18 protein-coding genes are annotated in these 15,756 nt (G+C 71.6%); 8 read left to right on the forward strand and 10 right to left on the reverse strand.

The features are described 5' to 3' along the window. Window positions 1–121 precede the first annotated feature (121 nt). Complete coding sequence (locus AB0I38_RS20330) at window positions 122–628, forward strand: helix-turn-helix transcriptional regulator (protein ID WP_358469917.1); 507 nt, start codon at window positions 122–124, stop codon at window positions 626–628. Between the two features lie 131 nt (window positions 629–759). Here AB0I38_RS20330 and AB0I38_RS20335 read toward each other — a convergent pair whose 3' ends face one another. The 3 genes from AB0I38_RS20335 to AB0I38_RS20345 form a co-directional block, all read right to left on the reverse strand. Further along, window positions 760–969 carry an FmdB family zinc ribbon protein gene (locus AB0I38_RS20335; protein WP_189127697.1) on the reverse strand — a complete coding sequence of 70 codons (210 nt, stop codon included), beginning with the start codon at window positions 967–969 and terminating at the stop codon, window positions 760–762. A gap of 14 nt (window positions 970–983) precedes the next feature. Next, window positions 984–1,784 carry a GNAT family N-acetyltransferase gene (locus AB0I38_RS20340; RefSeq protein ID WP_358469920.1) on the reverse strand — a complete coding sequence of 267 codons (801 nt, stop codon included), beginning with the start codon at window positions 1,782–1,784 and terminating at the stop codon, window positions 984–986. A gap of 78 nt (window positions 1,785–1,862) precedes the next feature. Next, on the reverse strand, window positions 1,863–2,369 hold the full coding sequence (locus AB0I38_RS20345; protein ID WP_358469923.1) for an HNH endonuclease: 507 nt from the start codon (window positions 2,367–2,369) through the stop codon (window positions 1,863–1,865). A gap of 283 nt (window positions 2,370–2,652) precedes the next feature. On the opposite strand from AB0I38_RS20345, the gene AB0I38_RS20350 reads away from it, so the two are divergent. The 3 genes from AB0I38_RS20350 to AB0I38_RS20360 are packed head-to-tail and all read left to right on the forward strand — an operon-like array spanning window position 2,653 to window position 5,862. Then, entirely contained in the window at window positions 2,653–4,707 is a 2,055-nt protein-coding gene (locus tag AB0I38_RS20350) for a prolyl oligopeptidase family serine peptidase (protein ID WP_358469926.1), read from the forward strand. 8 nt (window positions 4,708–4,715) lie between these two features. Next, window positions 4,716–5,507, forward strand: a complete 792-nt coding sequence (locus tag AB0I38_RS20355; RefSeq protein ID WP_358469929.1) for a helix-turn-helix domain-containing protein — start codon at window positions 4,716–4,718, stop codon at window positions 5,505–5,507. Window positions 5,508–5,511: 4 nt separating this feature from the next. Further along, window positions 5,512–5,862 carry a VOC family protein gene (locus AB0I38_RS20360; RefSeq protein ID WP_358469932.1) on the forward strand — a complete coding sequence of 117 codons (351 nt, stop codon included), beginning with the start codon at window positions 5,512–5,514 and terminating at the stop codon, window positions 5,860–5,862. A 19-nt stretch (window positions 5,863–5,881) separates the two neighbouring features. Here the strand turns inward: AB0I38_RS20360 and purU are convergent, their stop codons facing one another. Continuing rightward, window positions 5,882–6,733: a formyltetrahydrofolate deformylase gene (purU, locus tag AB0I38_RS20365; RefSeq protein WP_358469935.1), complete on the reverse strand. Its 852-nt coding sequence runs from the start codon at window positions 6,731–6,733 to the stop codon at window positions 5,882–5,884. Between the two features lie 168 nt (window positions 6,734–6,901). Here purU and AB0I38_RS20370 point away from each other — a divergent pair, with 168 nt between their 5' ends. The 3 genes from AB0I38_RS20370 to AB0I38_RS20380 are packed head-to-tail and all read left to right on the forward strand — an operon-like array spanning window position 6,902 to window position 8,943. Continuing rightward, a complete protein-coding gene (locus AB0I38_RS20370) occupies window positions 6,902–7,834 on the forward strand; it encodes an inorganic phosphate transporter (protein WP_358469938.1) in 933 nt (310 codons plus the stop codon). A 17-nt stretch (window positions 7,835–7,851) separates the two neighbouring features. Next, a complete protein-coding gene (locus tag AB0I38_RS20375) occupies window positions 7,852–8,484 on the forward strand; it encodes a DUF47 domain-containing protein (protein WP_358469941.1) in 633 nt (210 codons plus the stop codon). Between the two features lie 21 nt (window positions 8,485–8,505). Next, complete coding sequence (locus AB0I38_RS20380) at window positions 8,506–8,943, forward strand: NUDIX hydrolase (RefSeq protein ID WP_358469944.1); 438 nt, start codon at window positions 8,506–8,508, stop codon at window positions 8,941–8,943. Between the two features lie 130 nt (window positions 8,944–9,073). On the opposite strand, the gene AB0I38_RS20385 is transcribed toward AB0I38_RS20380, so the two are convergent. Both AB0I38_RS20385 and AB0I38_RS20390 read right to left on the reverse strand, forming a co-directional pair. Next, complete coding sequence (locus tag AB0I38_RS20385; protein WP_358469947.1) at window positions 9,074–9,853, reverse strand: hypothetical protein; 780 nt, start codon at window positions 9,851–9,853, stop codon at window positions 9,074–9,076. 16 nt (window positions 9,854–9,869) lie between these two features. Further along, window positions 9,870–10,511 (reverse strand): TetR/AcrR family transcriptional regulator, encoded by a 642-nt coding sequence (locus AB0I38_RS20390; RefSeq protein ID WP_358469950.1) that lies wholly within the window; start codon window positions 10,509–10,511, stop codon window positions 9,870–9,872. A gap of 86 nt (window positions 10,512–10,597) precedes the next feature. On the opposite strand from AB0I38_RS20390, the gene AB0I38_RS20395 reads away from it, so the two are divergent. Then, window positions 10,598–11,506 (forward strand): zinc-binding dehydrogenase, encoded by a 909-nt coding sequence (locus AB0I38_RS20395; protein WP_358469953.1) that lies wholly within the window; start codon window positions 10,598–10,600, stop codon window positions 11,504–11,506. Here the strand turns inward: AB0I38_RS20395 and AB0I38_RS20400 are convergent. The 4 genes from AB0I38_RS20400 to AB0I38_RS20415 all read right to left on the reverse strand — a co-directional run bounded on the left by AB0I38_RS20400 (window position 11,469) and on the right by AB0I38_RS20415 (window position 15,730). Next, complete coding sequence (locus tag AB0I38_RS20400) at window positions 11,469–12,182, reverse strand: tetratricopeptide repeat protein (protein ID WP_358469956.1); 714 nt, start codon at window positions 12,180–12,182, stop codon at window positions 11,469–11,471. The two genes, AB0I38_RS20395 and AB0I38_RS20400, sit on opposite strands and share 38 nt — an antisense overlap. Window positions 12,183–12,246: 64 nt before the next feature. After that, window positions 12,247–13,476 carry a DMT family transporter gene (locus tag AB0I38_RS20405; protein WP_358469959.1) on the reverse strand — a complete coding sequence of 410 codons (1,230 nt, stop codon included), beginning with the start codon at window positions 13,474–13,476 and terminating at the stop codon, window positions 12,247–12,249. A gap of 245 nt (window positions 13,477–13,721) precedes the next feature. Then, the gene (locus AB0I38_RS20410) at window positions 13,722–14,207 is read right to left on the reverse strand and encodes a GNAT family N-acetyltransferase (protein WP_358469962.1); all 486 of its coding nucleotides are present in this window, start codon (window positions 14,205–14,207) and stop codon (window positions 13,722–13,724) included. After that, window positions 14,204–15,730, reverse strand: coding sequence for an XRE family transcriptional regulator (locus AB0I38_RS20415; RefSeq protein WP_358469965.1), 1,527 nt, complete (start codon window positions 15,728–15,730; stop codon window positions 14,204–14,206). The genes AB0I38_RS20410 and AB0I38_RS20415 overlap by 4 nt, the downstream gene beginning before the upstream one ends. Window positions 15,731–15,756: the final 26 nt, after the last annotated feature.

Genomic DNA, 15,756 nt, shown 5'->3' on the forward strand with positions numbered 1-15,756 from the left:
GCCGGGCCTGCCGGCCCGCCCCTTCCGCCCTTGCCGTGCGACCTGTACGGCAAGGGCAGGGTTAGCTTGCTTGCCGTACACGTTTTCGAAAAATGTCAGTGGCCATCTCTATTGTTTGGGTATGGCTACAGTCGTGAAGCCCACCACCCGCCCGCTGACGACCGCCGAAATCGCCGCCCTCGCCCTCTCCCTCGCACATCTGGGATCGGGCCCCCAGGCCGTCACCGCCCGGCGCGGCCTGCAGCACGTGTTCGAGCACCTGGAGCTCGACGACGACGTCATCGCCACCACCCTCGCGACACTCACCGAGCCGCTGCCCGTGGAGATCGCCGCCCGGGCCAGGCTCATCGCCGACGCCATCACCAGCAGGCTGATGATCCGCCTGCACTACCGCGACGCCGCCGGACACGTCACCAGCCGTGACGTGGAGCCGGTGACGTGCCTGGTCCACCGCGAATACTGGTATCTGGTGGGGGTGTGCCGGATGCGCCGGGGCATCCGGGCGTTCAGGTTCGACCGGATCATCGCGGTGGAGCCCACGCTGTCTCCCTCCCGGCCCCACCTGGCCGACCGGTTCCTGCCGTTCCAGCGGCGCAGGCGCCCCAAGGCCCTCCAGCGCGCCATCTGACCGATCCTCGGCCCGCCACGCCGCCGGCCCTTCGGCGTGGCGGGTGGCAGGCTCCGGAGACACGGGCATCGCCCTACCTGGCGATGAAGGCGGTCAAGGCGGTCAAGGGAGTCAGGGCCAGAGCGCCTCGGTCAGGAGCAGCATCCACCGCCGCAGCAGCCACCCCCGCCGCCCGCGGGCCGGGGTGCGGCTGCGCCACCGGTCATGGCGACCGTCGAGAGGAGCTTGACCGTGTCGTCATGGCCCTCCGGGCAGGAGGCCGGGTCGTCGGACGCCGACATGGGACGGGACACTTCGAACGTGGAGCCGCAGGCGCGGCAGCGAAAGTCGTAACGCGGCATGGGCACAGATTACGTCAGAGAGTGAAGGTCACCTGCGCGTAGTCGGCGACCGGCCGGTAACCGATCGACTGATAGATGGCGTTGCTGGTCGGATTGGCCAGATCGGTGAAGAGCACCACCTCGTCGCACCGCTCGTCCAGCGCCGTCCGGCTCACGAAGGCGGTCACCGCGGCGCCGTACCCCCGCCTGCGGCTCGACCGCGGGGTGTAGACGGAGCCGATGCGGCAGACCCCGCCCGCCTGCGGCGACACCGCCGCCAGCGCCACCGGCGCGCCGTCGTCCCACAGGAACAGCTCCCCCGCGGCCATCCGCCGCTGGACCCTCGCGACCATGTCGGCGGCGCCGGTCAGCCGCACCTCGGCCTCGAACGCCTGCATCCAGCTCACCAGCAGCGGAAAGTCGGCGGCCGTCGCCGGCCGGCCCCGGCCCGGCACGTCGGGCGGGGTCAGCGTCTCCAGGCGGTAGAGGCGTTCGGCGCGGACGTCGCCGGGACGGCCGAGCGCCTCGGTGACCGCGCCGACGAGATCGAGCGGCCCGAGGACCTCGGGGATCGCGCCGTCCAGTGCCTCCACCAGCGGCCCGATCGCCTCGACCGGCATCCGGGCGAGCCCGACGGGGTGCGGCGGGGTGTGGAAGGCGGCGCCCCGGACCTCGCCCTCGGAGGTCCACCAGCCGAAGAAGGCCCCCTCGGACGGCATCCCCGCCCGTACGTTGGCCAGGACGGTGAGCAGCACCGTGTTGCTCACCGGGTCGGACAGCAGGAACGGCTCGGCGGCCCGGGCATAGGCCTCGACGTCAGCGGTGAAGCTCCACATGCGGGGATCCTGCCAGCCGGCGGCTCACGGCGGCAAAACGTTATCAGGCCCGGATCCGGCCGGATCCGGGCCTGGAAGTCAGGCCGCCGCTTCGAGGTAGGGCGCCCATTGCGGGTCACCGATGAGTGAGGCACCGATCAGCCGCCAATGAGCGCCCCGTGGCACCGCCGGGGCGACGCGCAGCGTCCACCCCAGCTCCTCCAGAAACTTGTCGGCCTTACGGTGGTTGCAGGTCGTGCACGAGGCCACGCAGTTCTCCCACGTGTGGGGACCACCACGGGACCGGGGCACGACGTGGTCGATGGTCTCGGCCCGCTGGCCGCAATAGGCGCAGCGGTAGTCGTCGCGCCGCATGAGCGCCGCCCGCGTCAGCGGGATGCGCGACCGGTAAGGGATGCGGACGTATCTGCGCAACCGGATCACCGAGGGGACGTCGAGCGTGCAACTGGCTGAGCGTAGGACCGCGCCCCGGCCGTCGCGGTGCACGACGTCGGCCTTCTCCCGCAGCACGAGCACGATCGCGCGGTGCAGCGAGAGCGTGGTGAGTGGCTCATAGGTGGCGTTGAGCAGCAGGACTTGGCGCATTATCGAGCCTCTTCCCACTGCGGGCGTATCAAGGGGGACATGCCGCGGCATGTCCCGGCTGTCGGCCCCTCCTGGGGCATGGACGCTTCCGTCACGTGGACCTCCGCCGGACGGTCCAGCGGATCGACACCACGGCACCGTCCTTCCCACCAAGTTTGGCGTTTCCAGCGTGGTCCCCGCCACCCCATAACCTCCAGCCGGAATGACCAGAGGGACGCACGATACGTTTTATGCCCGTATCACCCAGGCTTTACGCGTCCCCACTGCCAGTAGGGTTCGGGACATGACCCGTGAGCCTTACCCGACCGCACGCCGCGAGGAAACCGTCGAGCTCCTGCACGAGACACCCGTGCCGGACCCGTACCGGTGGCTGGAGGATCCCGACAGCCCCGAGACGAAGGGCTGGCTGCTCGGGCAGGCCGATCTCTTCCGGCAGGAGGCCGGGCGACAGCGCTTCAAGGAGCGCATCGGGGAGCTGCTCAGGTCGGGCTCGGTGGGCACGCCGGTCTGGCGCGGCGACCGTCACTTCTTCAGCCGCCGCACCCCCGACCAGGAGCACGCGGTCTTCTACGTCGTCGACCCCGACGGCACCGAGCGGGCGCTGATCGACCCGATGGCGATCGACCCGTCGGGCCTGACCACGCTCGACGCGGTGCAGCCCGACAAGGAGGGACGCCTGCTCGCCTACCAGCTCTCGGTGGGCGGCGACGAGGAGTCGGTCCTCTACCTCATGGACGTGGCCACGGGGGTCCGGATCGAGGGTCCGATCGACCGCTGCCGCTACTCCCCCATCGCCTGGCTGCCCGGCGGCGGGGCGTTCTACTACGTGCGCCGGCTGCCGCGCACCGAGGTGCCGGAGAACGAGGCGCAGTTCCATCGCCGCGTCTACCTGCACCGGGTCGGCACGTCCACCGAGGAAGACGTGATGATCTTCGGTGAGGGCCTGAAGATGACCAACTACTACGGCGTCTCGGTGTCGCGCGACGGCCGCTGGCTGCAGATCTCCGCCAGCGAGGGCACGGCCCCGCGCAACGACCTGTGGGTGGCCGACCTGGAGGCGTCCCCGGCCGACCGGCCCGAGCTGCGGGTCGTGCAGGAGGGCGTCGACGCCCAGACCGGGCTGGTGTTCGGCCGCGACGGCAGGCTCTACGTCCACACCGACCGCGACGCGTCGCGGGCCCGGGTCTGCGTCACCGACCCGGCGACGCCCGAAGCCGACGCCTGGCGCGACCTGATCCCCGAGGACCCCGAGGCGGTTCTGTCCGACTTCGCCATCCTCGACGACCTGGAGCGGCCGGTCATGCTGGTCGGCTGGACCCGCCACGCCATCAGCGAGATCACCGTCCACGACCTGGTGACGGGCGAGCGCCTCGGCGAGGTCCCCACGCCCGGCCTGGGCACCATCGGCGGCATCTCCGAGCGTCCCGAAGGCGGCCACGAGGCGTGGTTCGGCTATACCGACAACGTCACGCCGCCGACGATCCAGCGCTACGACGCCAGGACGGGCGAGACCACGCTCTGGGCCGCCTCGCCGGGCGCCGTCGACGTGCCACAGGTGCGCACCTCCCAGGTCGTCTACCGGTCCAAGGACGGCACCCCGGTGCGCATGCTGGTGATCGCGCCCGTCGACGCCGAAGGTCCGCGGCCTGCCATCCTGTACGGCTACGGCGGCTTCGGCCTGTCGATGACCCCCGGCTACTCCGCGTCGATCCTGGCCTGGGTCGAGGCGGGCGGCGTCTACGCGATCGCCAACCTGCGCGGCGGCGGCGAGGAGGGCGAGGACTGGCACCGGGCGGGCATGCTGGCGCACAAGCAGAACGTGTTCGACGACTTCCACGCCGCGGCCGAGCACCTCATCGAGACCGGCGTCACCACACCCGCCCAACTGGGCATCTCCGGCGGCTCCAACGGCGGCCTGCTGGTGGGCGCCGCCCTGACGCAGCGCCCTGAGCTCTACGCCGCCGTCGTCTGCTCCGCGCCGCTGCTCGACATGATCAGGTTCGAGCTGTTCGGCCTGGGCGCCACCTGGAACGTCGAGTACGGCTCCGCCGCCGACCCCGAGCAGTTCGGCTGGCTGCGGTCCTACTCCCCCTACCACCACGTCCGCGAGGGGGTCGCCTACCCCGCGACGCTCTTCACCGTCTTCCAGTCCGACACCCGGGTGCACCCGTCGCACGCGTGGAAGATGTGCGCGGCGCTGCAGCACGCCTCCACGTCCGACCGGCCGATCCTGCTGCGCAACGAGACGGAGGTGGGCCACGGCGCCCGCTCGGTCAGCCGCACGGTCGACCTGTCCGCCGACACTCTCACCTTCCTGGCCAGGCACACCGGCCTATAGTCCAAGGCATGCGCGCGCTGGGGCCGGTCATGGTCGAAGCCACCCCCAGCCCCGCTCTGCGGCCCTACGTCACCCGGCTGACCGCCTATCGCGAGCACTACGAGCGGCCGGTGACGCGGCGCGAGGCGGCCATGCCGGCGGCGCTGCTGATCCTGGGGTTCGGCGCGCCGACGGAGGTGGCCGGCCGGCTGTTCACCTCGTTCACCGGCGGGCTCGGCGACCGTTTCACGCTGACCCGCACGAGCGAGCCGGCCGAGGGCGTGCAGGTGTTCCTCACCCCGTTCGGGGCTCGGCGGCTGTGCGGCCTGCCGATGCGGCAGCTGGCCAACGTGGTGGTGCCGGCCGAGGACGTGCTGGGGCCGTGGGCCCGCGACGCCGTCGCCCGGCTGGCCGAGACGCCGTCGTGGACCGACCGGCTGGCGCTGGCCGACCGGCTGCTGACGCGGCGCATCCTGGCGGGCCCGGAGCTCGGCCGCGAGGTGCCGTGGGCCTGGGCGCGGCTGGTCGGCTCCGGCGGCGCCCTTAGGGTGTCGTCGCTGGCCGACTCGCTCGGCTGGAGCCATCGCCATCTCGTCGCCCGCTTCCACGACCAGGTCGGGCTGACGCCCAAGGCCGCGGCCCGGGTGATCCGCTTCGACCGGGCGGCCCGGCTGGTGCGGGCGGGCGTCCCCTTCGCCGAGGTGGCCGCCTCGTGCGGTTTCTACGACCAGGCGCACCTGAACCGCGAGTTCAGGACGCTGGGCGGCCTGACGCCCGGTCAGATTCGTCCAAGACCCGGCAAGCCGCCGCGCGCAGACTGAGGTCATGCAGCGAACCGTCTACGCACTTGCCCGCTATCACGACTGCCCGGCCGCGCTCGACTTCCTGACCTCGGCGTTCGGCTTCCGGGCGCACGAGGTGACGAAGAACGAGCAGGGGGTCGTCACGCACGCCGAGCTCCTCGTGGAGAACGACATGATCATGATTGGGGAGGGCGCTCCGGGCGGGCCCGGGATCTACATCGCCGTGGCCGACCCGGACGCGCACCTGGCCCGGGCCCAGGCCGCGGGGGCCGAGATCACCATGGGTCTCGTCGACCAGCCCTACGGGTCACGGGAGTACGCCTGCAAGGACCCCTTCGGCAACGTCTGGTACTTCGGGACGTACCGGCCCTGAGGCGGGGTGCCACCGGCCGTCAGCGGGGGAAGACGATGGTCTTGTGGCCGTCGAGCAGCACCCGCTGCTCGCAGTGCCACCTGACGGCCCTGGCCAGCGCCACGCACTCCACGTCACGCCCGATGGCCGCGAGGTCGTCGGGCGAGTGGCTGTGGTTGACCCGGGCCACCTCCTGCTCGATGATCGGGCCCTCGTCCAGGTGGGACGTGACGTAGTGGGCCGTCGCGCCGATCAGCTTGACGCCGCGGTTGTGGGCCTGATGATAGGGCTTGGCCCCCTTGAACGACGGCAGGAACGAGTGGTGGATGTTGATCGCCCTGCCCGCCAGCTTCGCGCAGAGATCCTCCGACAGCACCTGCATGTATCGGGCCAGCACCACCAGATCCACCTGGTAGTGCTCGACCAGCGCCAGCACCTCGGCCTCCTGCCGGGCCTTGGTCTCGGAGGTGATCGGCAGGTGGTGGTAGTCGACGCCGTACGACTGCGTGAGCGGACGCAGGTCGGGGTGGTTGGAGGCGACGGCGGCGATCTCGATGTCGAGACTGCCGGAGCGGACCCGGTAGAGCAGGTCGTTGAGGCAGTGGCCGAACCTGCTCACCATGATCAGCACCCGCGGCCTCCTGGCCACGTCGCGCAGCTCGAACTCCATGCCGAACTCCGGCGCGAGCGCGGCGAACGCGGCTCGGAGCTCGTCCTCCGACAGCGGCGAGGCGAACTGCACCCGCATGAAGAACCGCTGCTCGACCCGGTCGCCGAACTGCTGGCTCTCGATGATGTTGCCGCCGTGCCCGGCGAGCAGCCCGGAGACTGCGGCCACCACACCCGGCCGGTCGGGACAGGACAGGGTCAGGACGTACTCGGCTGAGGTCATGGTTCACTCTCGCGGACGTGGATCGGAGGGGCGTCACCCGGGCTGATCCGGGCAGGTTACCTGGCCTCACCACCGGACCGCCGGTGAGTACGAGATTACCCGTCGCCTGTTCGAGCCCGGCATGGGCCATGATGGGATGGTCGGCCGGGAGAGAGGAAGCGGGCGCCCTTGGACCTCGCCATACTGATCGCGGTCGCCTCGCTGTTCGCGTTCGTGTCAGGCATGAACGACGGGGGCGCGCTCCTGGCCACCGGGCTCAAGCTCCCGACGGTGCGTCCCATGACCGGCATCGCCGCGCTCGTCGTGATGGTGGCGCTGGTGCCGCTGGCCACCCACGCGGTGGCCCTGACGTTCGTCAACAGGCTGGCCACGTTCGACGGGCCGGGCGGCAAGACGGCGATGACGATCGCGGTGCTTTCGTCGCTGGTCGTGGTGATGGCGCTGAGCGCCAGGGGCCGTCCGACCAGTCTCACCCTGGCCATCGTGGGCGGTCTCACCGGCGCGGGGCTGGGCTGGGGGCTGCCCGTGTCCGGCGGCTCCGTCGCGCTGGTGCTGTTCTTCGGGCTGGCCGCGCCCTTCGTCGGCGGGCTGCTGGCCTGGGTGGCGACGCGGCTGCTGGTCCAGCTGACCTCGGCGCGCGGGCTGGGGCGGTGGCACTGGGCGGGCTTCCTGCTGCAGACCGTGGCCTACGCCGCCAACGACGGGCAGAAGATGCTGGCCATCTTCATGATCGCGCTGGGCTTCTCGGACGCGCCGCTGCCGTACACGGCGCTGGTGGCGCTCCTGTTCGGGATCGGCACCCTGTACGGCCTGCCCAAGGCGGGGCGCACACTGAGCCGCGAGATCATCGTCTCCCGTCCCCTGCACGGCGTGGCGGCCGAGCTGGCCTCGGGCGTCGCGGTGATCGGCTGTGCCCTGATCGGCATGCCGGTGAGCATGACCCAGGCCGTCGCCGGCGGGCTGATCGGCGCCGGCGTGGCCCAAGGAGGGGGCCGGGTCCGCTGGTACGCCGCCGTGAAGATCGTCGTAGCCTGGATGCTGACCCTCCCCGCGAGCGCCCTGCTGGCCGGCGTCGTGGCCTTCATCCTGGCCAGGACCTGAGCGGCGAAAGGAGCCCGATGAAGCGACTTCGACGCATCCGCGATCTGATGACCGGACGCATGGACAGCGCGCTGACCGAGGCCCTGCTGGGGCAGCTCGAAGCCACCAAGGAGGGCGCCTGGCTGGCCATGGCCATGATCGGCGGTGAGGTCGGCCGGACGGGCGCGCACGAGCAGATGCGCGCGATCGAGCACCTCGGCGACGAGGAGCGCCGCCGCCTGGTCGAGGAACTGCGCACCGCGCTCGTCACCCCCATCGACCGCGAGGACCTCTTCCGGCTCTCGCGCTCGATCGACGACGTGCTCGACTCGCTGCGCGACTTCGTCCGCGAGTCGCACCTCTACCGGGTGCCCGACCAGATCCGCTTCACCCCGCTGCTCGACCAGGTCATCACCGGCATCGACGCGCTGGAGAACGCCGTGCGCGACTTCTCCTCGCGCCCGTCGGCCGTGGTGCACGACGCCCTGGAGGCGAAGAAGACGGGCGGTGCGATCAGGCGGATGTACCAGTACGAGATCTCTCGCATCTTCTCCGGCGAGCTGACGTCCGACGCGATGAAGGAACGCGAGCTGGTGCGGCGGCTGGAGATCGTCGGCATGGCCATCGGCGAGGCGGCCGACGCCATCGCCGATGGCGCCATGAAACGCTGACCCTACGGAAGGTGAAGACCGGTGGAAGGTGTCGATCGGCGCGCGGCGCGGGTGATCTGTCTCGACGGGGAGGGCCGGGTGCTGTTGATGCACTGGCACGACCGGGTGAGCGGGAAGGCGATCTGGGAGCCGCCGGGTGGCGGGCTGGAGCCGGGCGAGACGCCGCTGGAGGCGGCCAGGCGTGAGCTGACCGAGGAGACCGGGCTGCCCGGTTCGGCCGTTGAGGACGTCTGCGTCGAGGTGCCTCGCGACTTCCGGTGGCTCGGCGTCAGGTATGTGACGACGGAGCCGTTCTATCTGGCGCGGTTCGAGGAGGCCGGGCCGGAGGTCGACCCGGGTGAGCTGACGCCGGAGGAGAGCGCGGCCTACCTCGGCTACGAGTGGCTGGAGAGCATGCCGGACGGGGTCGAGCCGCCCGCGCTGGCCGAGGTGGTTGCCGAACTCACCGGCCGGCGCTGACCTGCCCACCGAGGCGCGCCGGACCTGCCCCACCGGCCTGCGCGCTGACCCGCGCGGTCGCCCTTGATGGCTCGCCGCCGGGCTGCGCGCTGACCCCCGCGGTCGCCCTTGGCGGCTCGCCGTCGGCCCGTCAGGGCGCCCGTTGGCCCAGCTCGGCGAGGGTGGTGGCCATCAGGCGGCGCAGCAGGGTCCCCGCGACCGCCTCGTGCTCGGCCTCGACCGGCAGCCCTTCGCCCACTCTGGCCTGGTAGATGTCGCGCTCGCGCTCATCGGTGTAGGGCTGGGCGGTCATGCCCACCACGACCGTGGCGCGGATGCCGCCTCTCGGCAGCACGGCCACGGCGTGGGTGCGCAGGCAGCTCTCCTCGGGCGCGCCGTACCAGCCGCACTTGATCCCGGCCTCGGGGGCATCCAGTGCCTCCCGCGTGCCGTAGGTCTGCGCGCCCTCGACCTGGCGCATCCACTCGAGCACGGTCGCCGCCACCGGGTCGCCCGCGACGGCGGACTGGGCGAGCGCGGCGTAGGCGGTGGCGACCTCGTCGGCGGCCACCTCGACGGAGCCGAACCTCGACGGGTCGCCGTTGGGCGGTGTCCACACCACGCCGGTGCGCTGGTAGAGGTCATCGAGGATGACGCGGGGGCCCACGGCGAGCCACAGGTTGAGCGTGTCGGTGTTGGAGGAGACCACCACCGCGGGCTCGGCGTGCCGCCGCCAGCGCTCGTCGTCGGGGATGTGGCCGGCCGTCACCCACGCGTACAGCGGTTTGAGCAGCGAGGCGCAACGCAGCCGGGCCAGGCCGGACTTGACGCTCACGGAACGGGCGGGCGGCCCGCCGTAGCCTCGGCTGATGCCCGCGGCCTGGGCGCTGGCTCCTTGCTGAAGATCGCGTAGCAGCTCGTCGAAACCCACGCGTCCAACCGTAGTCCTACGTGCCGGTCCGCCAGCGACCTTCATACCAGTCGAGGTCCGGCGGGTCGTCCGGGAGCGGGGTGGCCCCGGGGGCGCGCAGGCCGTCGAGGGCGATGGCCAGCAGGCGCCGCTTGACGGTCTGGTGCCGCTCGCTGGGCGGGCCGGGGGCGGGGCGGCTGAACTGCTCGATGAGCAGCGAGACGTCCAGCACGGTCACGTCGTCCCTGAGCACGCCGGCCTCGTGGGCCCGGCCCACGAGGCGGCCGGCCATGTCGGTGGCCCGGCGGGCGGTGGCCCCCATCTCCTCGGTGACCTCGATGGTGCCGGCGACGGGGGCGAGCGCGCCCGATCCGAAGCCCACGCAGGTGCGTACGTACTGCGCCAGCCCTTCCCAGGGATCCACGTGGGCCAGGCCGTCCTCGGCCGCCGACACGACGCGCTCCATGGCGATGAGGCAGAGGCGCTGGAGCAGCTCCTCCTTGGTGCGGTAGCGGCGGTAGAGGCTGCCCATGCCGACGCCGGCGCGCCTGGCGATGGCCGACACGGGCGCGTCGAAGCCCTGCGTGGTGAACACCTCGTGGGCGGCCTCCAGCAGCCGCAGGTCGTTCCTGGCGGCCTCGGCCTGCCTGCCTCGCCTGCCTTCGCCCGGCGTACTCATGGGGTCAGGATAACCGCGTTGCGGAGCGAAGCGCTCCGATATAGGTTCCTAACGGAGCAGATCGCTCCGATTAAGGAGGCTTCATCATGCGCGCGGTGGTGTTGAGGAAGTACGGCGGGCCCGAGGCGCTGGTCCCCGAGGAGGTGCCCGATCCGGTCCCGGGGCCGGGCCAGGTGCTGATCGAGGTGGCGGTGGCGGGCATCACGTTCGTCGAGACGCAGCTGCGGGCCGATCGCGGGCCACGCCGCGTCGAGCTGCCGGCGATCCTGGGCAACGGGGTCGCGGGCGTCGTGCCCGGCACCGGCACCCGGGTGGTGAGCACGCTGGGCGGCTCGGGCGGCTACGCGGAGCTCGCGGTGGCCGACGCGGGCGACCTGATCCCGGTCCCCGAGGGCTTGTCCACGCAGCACGCGGTGGCGCTGCTGGCCGACGGGCGCACCGCCGTCGGCCTCATGCGCGCCGCCTCGCCACAGCCCGGCGAGTGGGTGCTGGTCGAGGCTGCCGCCGGAGGTGTCGGCGGCCTGCTCGTCCAGCTCGCCACCGCCGCGGGGGCACGCGTGGTGGGCGCGGCGAGCAGCCCGGCGAAGCGGCGGCTCGCCGAGGAACTGGGGGCCGAGGTCACCGTCGACTACACCGACCCCGCATGGGTGGACCGGGTGCGGTCCGTGGCCGGGGAGCTCGACGTCGTGTTCGACGGTGTGGGCGGCGAAATCGGCGCGGCGGCGCAGGGCCTGCTCCGCGACGGCGGCCGGCTGAGCGCGTACGGCATGGCGGGCGGCCCGATGACCACCCCCGATCCCCGCGTGACCGCGGCGCCTTGGCCGGACGCCGATCTCCGTGAGCTGGCCCGGGAGGCGCTGGCCAGGGCGGCCGAGGGGCGCTTGCGGCCCACGATCGGCCTCGTCCTGCCGCTGGAGTCGGCCGCCGAGGCCCACGCCGCCATCGAGGCGCGCACGGTCACCGGCAAGACCCTGCTCCTCCCCGGCCCACGTTGACCCGACCCGGCGCCCCCTTCTGACCGGCGTTCAGCCCAGCGCGGCCTCGAACCCGGCCCCGATCCGCGTCGGCCCAGCGCGGCCTCGAACCCGGCCCCCGGTCCGCGTCGGCCCAGCGCGACGGCGAACCCGGCCCCCTGGTCCGCGTCGGCCAGCGCCACGGCCCAGCGCGGCGGCGGCCCGGCTCGCCGGGGTCACCCCATCCCGTGCACCGGAGTGGCCTATGCGTCAGGGGGCCGTGCGGCCCGTTCCTCGTCGGCGTCGGCCTCCGCCGTCCGGCCAGCAGCCCGGCCCGGTTGATCCGGGCGTCCAGGTAGCGCGGGTCGAGGTCGATCACCCTGTCCAGGTCGGCCAGGGCGCCGTCCAGGTCACCTCGGAGGATCCGCAGCTCGGCCCGGTTGTAGTGGGCCTCGGGCAGCGGCGGGCCGACCCGCATGGCGCACTCGTAGTCCTCCAGCGCCTCGTCGTGGCGGCCGAGCTCGACCAGCAGGTTGCCCCGGTCCAGGTAGTGGTCGGGGAACATCGGGTCGGTCGCGATCGCCACCGCGTAGTCGTCCAGCGCCTCCTTGACGCGCCCGAACCCGGCGAGCAGCCGGGCGCGGTTGGCCAGCAGCACCATCCGGTGCACGGGATGCCGCTCCCCCAGCTCGCGGGCCAGCTCCAGGGCCGACTCCACCAGCGCGAGCGCGGCCGACCGGTGGCCTTCGCGCAGCTCGATCCATTCAGCACCGGCGAGCCGGTTACCGGAAGCGGAACCAGGTGGGCCTCGCCGCCTGTCTGGCCTGCTCGGACTCCTCCAGGAGATCGCAGAGACAGCGCCCCAGGAGAGTGATCGACCGGCAGCAGCCGGGACCGGACATGTTGCGCGCCCGGACGATGAGAGTGGCCCTTTCGATCAGTCTCTCCAGGCTGGGCTCTCTGACGCCTTTGATCGAATACGTGTCCCACCGGCACGGCTGGTCTTTCACGCAGGCGCTCTTCGTGATGAACGGCGCGGGTTCGACGCCCAGCTTCAGCGGATCGTCCCGTTTGATCTTCAGGTCGGCCAGCCGTTTCGACGCCTGCCGCGACACGGCGAGCAGGTCATGGTCGCGTGGCTCCTTCCTGGGCCCGGCCGGTTCCGGAGCGCGGACCGACGGCACGGCCAGCAGCATCGCCCCCGCCATCAGCGTGCCGCCGACGATCATGCTCCAGCCGAGCGGCTCGTGGAACCAGATGACCGCGATGACCGTCACCCACAACGGCTGTGACGACATCAGCACCGCGCTGGGCACGGCCGACACGTACGCCTGGGCGTACGAACGGGCCAGGAAGCCCAGCGCGCAGGACACGACCGACAGGTGCGCCAGGATCGCCCAGTCGGACACCGTGTCCGGCAGGTCGACGCCGTCGCGCACGGCGAAGGCGCCGTTCATGAGGCCGATGGTGGCGAGTTGGATGACGCTCAGCGCGTACGCGTCGAAGGCCTTACCCGTGCGCGAGAACCGCGCGAGCAGCATCGTGTGCCCGGCGTAGAGCGCCGCCGCGCAGAGCGTCATCCCGAGCGCCAGCACCGAGATCTCCTGATCGCCGACCCCGCGCAGCAGCGTGAACACCGTCATTCCCGCCAGCGCCAGCCCGACCCCCACCCAGACCCGGAACGGGATCCGGGTCCGGAACAGGATCAGGGCCAGCAGCGGGGTGATCACCACGCTGCAGCCGACGGCGAACCCCGACACGGCCGAGGGCAGGTTCTCCAGCGCGATCGCCTGAGTCGTCTGCCCGACGCCGAACATGACGCCGAGGAGCACCCCGCTGCCCCACGTGCGCCATGGCAGCCTCCGCAGGCACCTGGGCCGGAGCGCGAGCAGCGTCAGCGCCGCGATCGTGTAGCGCTCGGCCAGCAGGTCCTCGACCGGTAACCGGAGGATGAGATCTTTCATCAGCGGGAACGCCGACCCCCACACGGCGCTGACGAACAACAGAAGCACGGCTCCCAGGAGGGGTCGGGGAGCGGGCACGACTGCCATGGCCGAAGCATCTCACTACAAAACGCAGCCAGGGATGTACAGTCAGCAGCCGGTGATGTTCCTCTACCACTCGGAGGTAAGTGCCTCACCCGCGGGTTCGTACATCCCTATCCGCGATCGCCCGTCGAGCCGGCCTTTACCGCTGAATGCCCGCCATCGCTCACGCTTTCCGCAGGTAATGCGGACGGACGCGGCGGGGGGGACCCTCAGTGGTCGACGGCGGCGGGCACGAGCCGCTTCTCCAGGTAGACCACGACGTTGTCGCCCACCGGGCACCGGGAGATCTCACACCAGCCCCGCCGCTCGTAGAGCGCCAGGGCGGCCTCCTGCCGGACCGTGGTGTCGCCGCGCATGCCGTGGAAGCCGAGCTCCACCGCTCTGCTCTCCATGGCGACGAGCATGGCGGTGCCGAAGCCGCGACGCTGGAACTCAGGGTGGACCCGGAGCCGGCACAGCTCGGCCGTCTGGGAGTCGATGGGCCGCAGCCCGACCATGGCCATGACCCGGCCGCCCACCTCGCCGACGAGGAAGTCGCCGCCACAGGCGAGGTAGAGCTCCTGGATGCGGGGGAAGTCGTCGTCGTAGTAGACGCCGTCGCCGGGGGTCAGGCCCACCTCGGCGAGGCTGATCTGGTGCAGGGCGAGGATCGTGTCGAGGTCAGACCAGCGATAGCGCCGGATCGTCAGATTCATGCACCGCCACTCCCCTCGCCGCGGGCGGCCACCGGCGGGCGGAGCTGGGCCTGGAAGGCGACCAGGCCGGGATGGTTCTTGTCGCGCGCGAGGATCGCCTGCTCCAGCGCGAGGGCCGGGCGCATGATGAAGTCGGTGCGGTATTCGGGGCCGAGCATGGCCAGCGCCTTGGCGCCGATGTCGAGGGCGTCGGTGAGGTCGCCCTCGATCAGGCGGCACTGGGCGCGGTCGAGCCTGATCAGCGTCTGATCGAGGATGTGGTCCTGGTATTTGTCGAGGGCCTGGTCGAGCACGACCTCGGCCTCCAGGGTCTGGCCCAGCTTGGTCAGCACGTCGCCCTGGTAGAAGTAGAGCTGGCGCTCGGTATAGCCGAAGGCCATGTCCTCCTGCTCGTTGCTCTTCATGTGGGTGAAGGCGTTGCGGGCTCGGGCGAGGGCGCGTTTGGCCTGGTCGACGACTTCTTTCTTGCTGTCGGTGCCCGACAGCATGGCCAGCGCGCGGGCCTCCACGACCGGCGCCATGGCCTGGGCGGCGCAGGGGGTCTGGCCGGCCAGATCACGGCTCTTCTTGGCGAGGTTGAGCGCCTCGCGGGCGTCTCCGTAGTAGAGCGGGACGAGCGCCTCGCGGGCGGTCACCCAGGCGCGCAGCGCGCGGTCGCCGGTCTCGTCGGCGGCGGTGCGGCCGGTGCGGAAGAACGAGCGGGCCAGCCGGTGGTCACCCAGGTTGATCATGATCATGCCGCTCAGCCCGGACAGCTGCGCGCTCATGCGGCACAGGCGTTCCTGCAGGTCGATCGGCTGTCGGCAGGACATGGCGCTGCGTACGGCGCTCAGCTCCAGCAGCACGTCGCAGAGCAGGCGGAGAGGCGCGGTGGTCGAATACTGGCGGCCGAAACTGAGCGTGGCCTCCTCCCACTGGTCGAGCATGGCCGCGGACACCGTGGCCGAGACGAGTGTGTCGTCCATCCGCCGCCTGATGCCCTCGACCGCGCCCAGCACCGGCCCGTCGAGCTTGGTGCCGGGGTTGTTGGCCAGGAGTTGCAGCAGGGTGCGCCGCAGGACGTTCTCGTCCTCCTCGTTGTCGGGCCCCGGCTCGTCACGGGTGGGGGCCAGCAGGTCGCGGACCCGCGTGGACGGGCCGGACCGCTCGACGACGTCGCCGCCGATCACGCCGGGCATCCGGTGCCCGTGGCCGCAGATGCACGGACCGTCGTAGCCGAGCACCGCCGGCTCGACGCGGTAGACGGTGCACAGGTAGTGGAGGTATTCGGGGCCCGGGCGCTTCAGCCCGCTCTCGTAGGCCGACAACAGCGTCTCGCCGATGCCGGGCGGACCCTTGGTGTCACGCTCGAACAGGGCTCTCACCTGCTCGATGACGTCGGCCAGCGCGATGCCGTGGGAGAGCCGATGGCTCTTGATCTTCGTGGTGCCGAACTGCGGCGAGCAGGCTTCGTGGATCTCCTCAGCGATCTGCGGGGCGGTGCGGCCGACAGCGAGCCCCTTGGCCCGAATCCGCCGTGCCATCTCGGTTTCCCTGTGCTGTCTGCCGG

Source organism: Nonomuraea cavernae (genome assembly GCF_040655715.1).
GTDB lineage: Bacteria > Actinomycetota > Actinomycetes > Streptosporangiales > Streptosporangiaceae > Nonomuraea > Nonomuraea cavernae_A.

Excerpts from the sequence above, each read along its gene's own strand:
- purU (WP_358469935.1), bottom strand. The coding sequence starts at position 6,733 with ATGACCTCAGCCGAGTACGTCCTGACCCTGTCCTGTCCCGACCGGCCG.
- AB0I38_RS20375 (WP_358469941.1), top strand. The coding sequence starts at position 7,852 with ATGAAGCGACTTCGACGCATCCGCGATCTGATGACCGGACGCATGGAC.
- AB0I38_RS20395 (WP_358469953.1), top strand. The coding sequence starts at position 10,598 with ATGCGCGCGGTGGTGTTGAGGAAGTACGGCGGGCCCGAGGCGCTGGTC.
- AB0I38_RS20345 (WP_358469923.1), bottom strand. The coding sequence starts at position 2,369 with ATGCGCCAAGTCCTGCTGCTCAACGCCACCTATGAGCCACTCACCACG.
- AB0I38_RS20360 (WP_358469932.1), top strand. The coding sequence starts at position 5,512 with ATGCAGCGAACCGTCTACGCACTTGCCCGCTATCACGACTGCCCGGCC.
- AB0I38_RS20415 (WP_358469965.1), bottom strand. The coding sequence starts at position 15,730 with ATGGCACGGCGGATTCGGGCCAAGGGGCTCGCTGTCGGCCGCACCGCC.
- AB0I38_RS20355 (WP_358469929.1), top strand. The coding sequence starts at position 4,716 with ATGCGCGCGCTGGGGCCGGTCATGGTCGAAGCCACCCCCAGCCCCGCT.
- AB0I38_RS20410 (WP_358469962.1), bottom strand. The coding sequence starts at position 14,207 with ATGAATCTGACGATCCGGCGCTATCGCTGGTCTGACCTCGACACGATC.
- AB0I38_RS20340 (WP_358469920.1), bottom strand. The coding sequence starts at position 1,784 with ATGTGGAGCTTCACCGCTGACGTCGAGGCCTATGCCCGGGCCGCCGAG.
- AB0I38_RS20390 (WP_358469950.1), bottom strand. The coding sequence starts at position 10,511 with ATGAGTACGCCGGGCGAAGGCAGGCGAGGCAGGCAGGCCGAGGCCGCC.
- AB0I38_RS20335 (WP_189127697.1), bottom strand. The coding sequence starts at position 969 with ATGCCGCGTTACGACTTTCGCTGCCGCGCCTGCGGCTCCACGTTCGAA.
- AB0I38_RS20330 (WP_358469917.1), top strand. The coding sequence starts at position 122 with ATGGCTACAGTCGTGAAGCCCACCACCCGCCCGCTGACGACCGCCGAA.
- AB0I38_RS20350 (WP_358469926.1), top strand. The coding sequence starts at position 2,653 with ATGACCCGTGAGCCTTACCCGACCGCACGCCGCGAGGAAACCGTCGAG.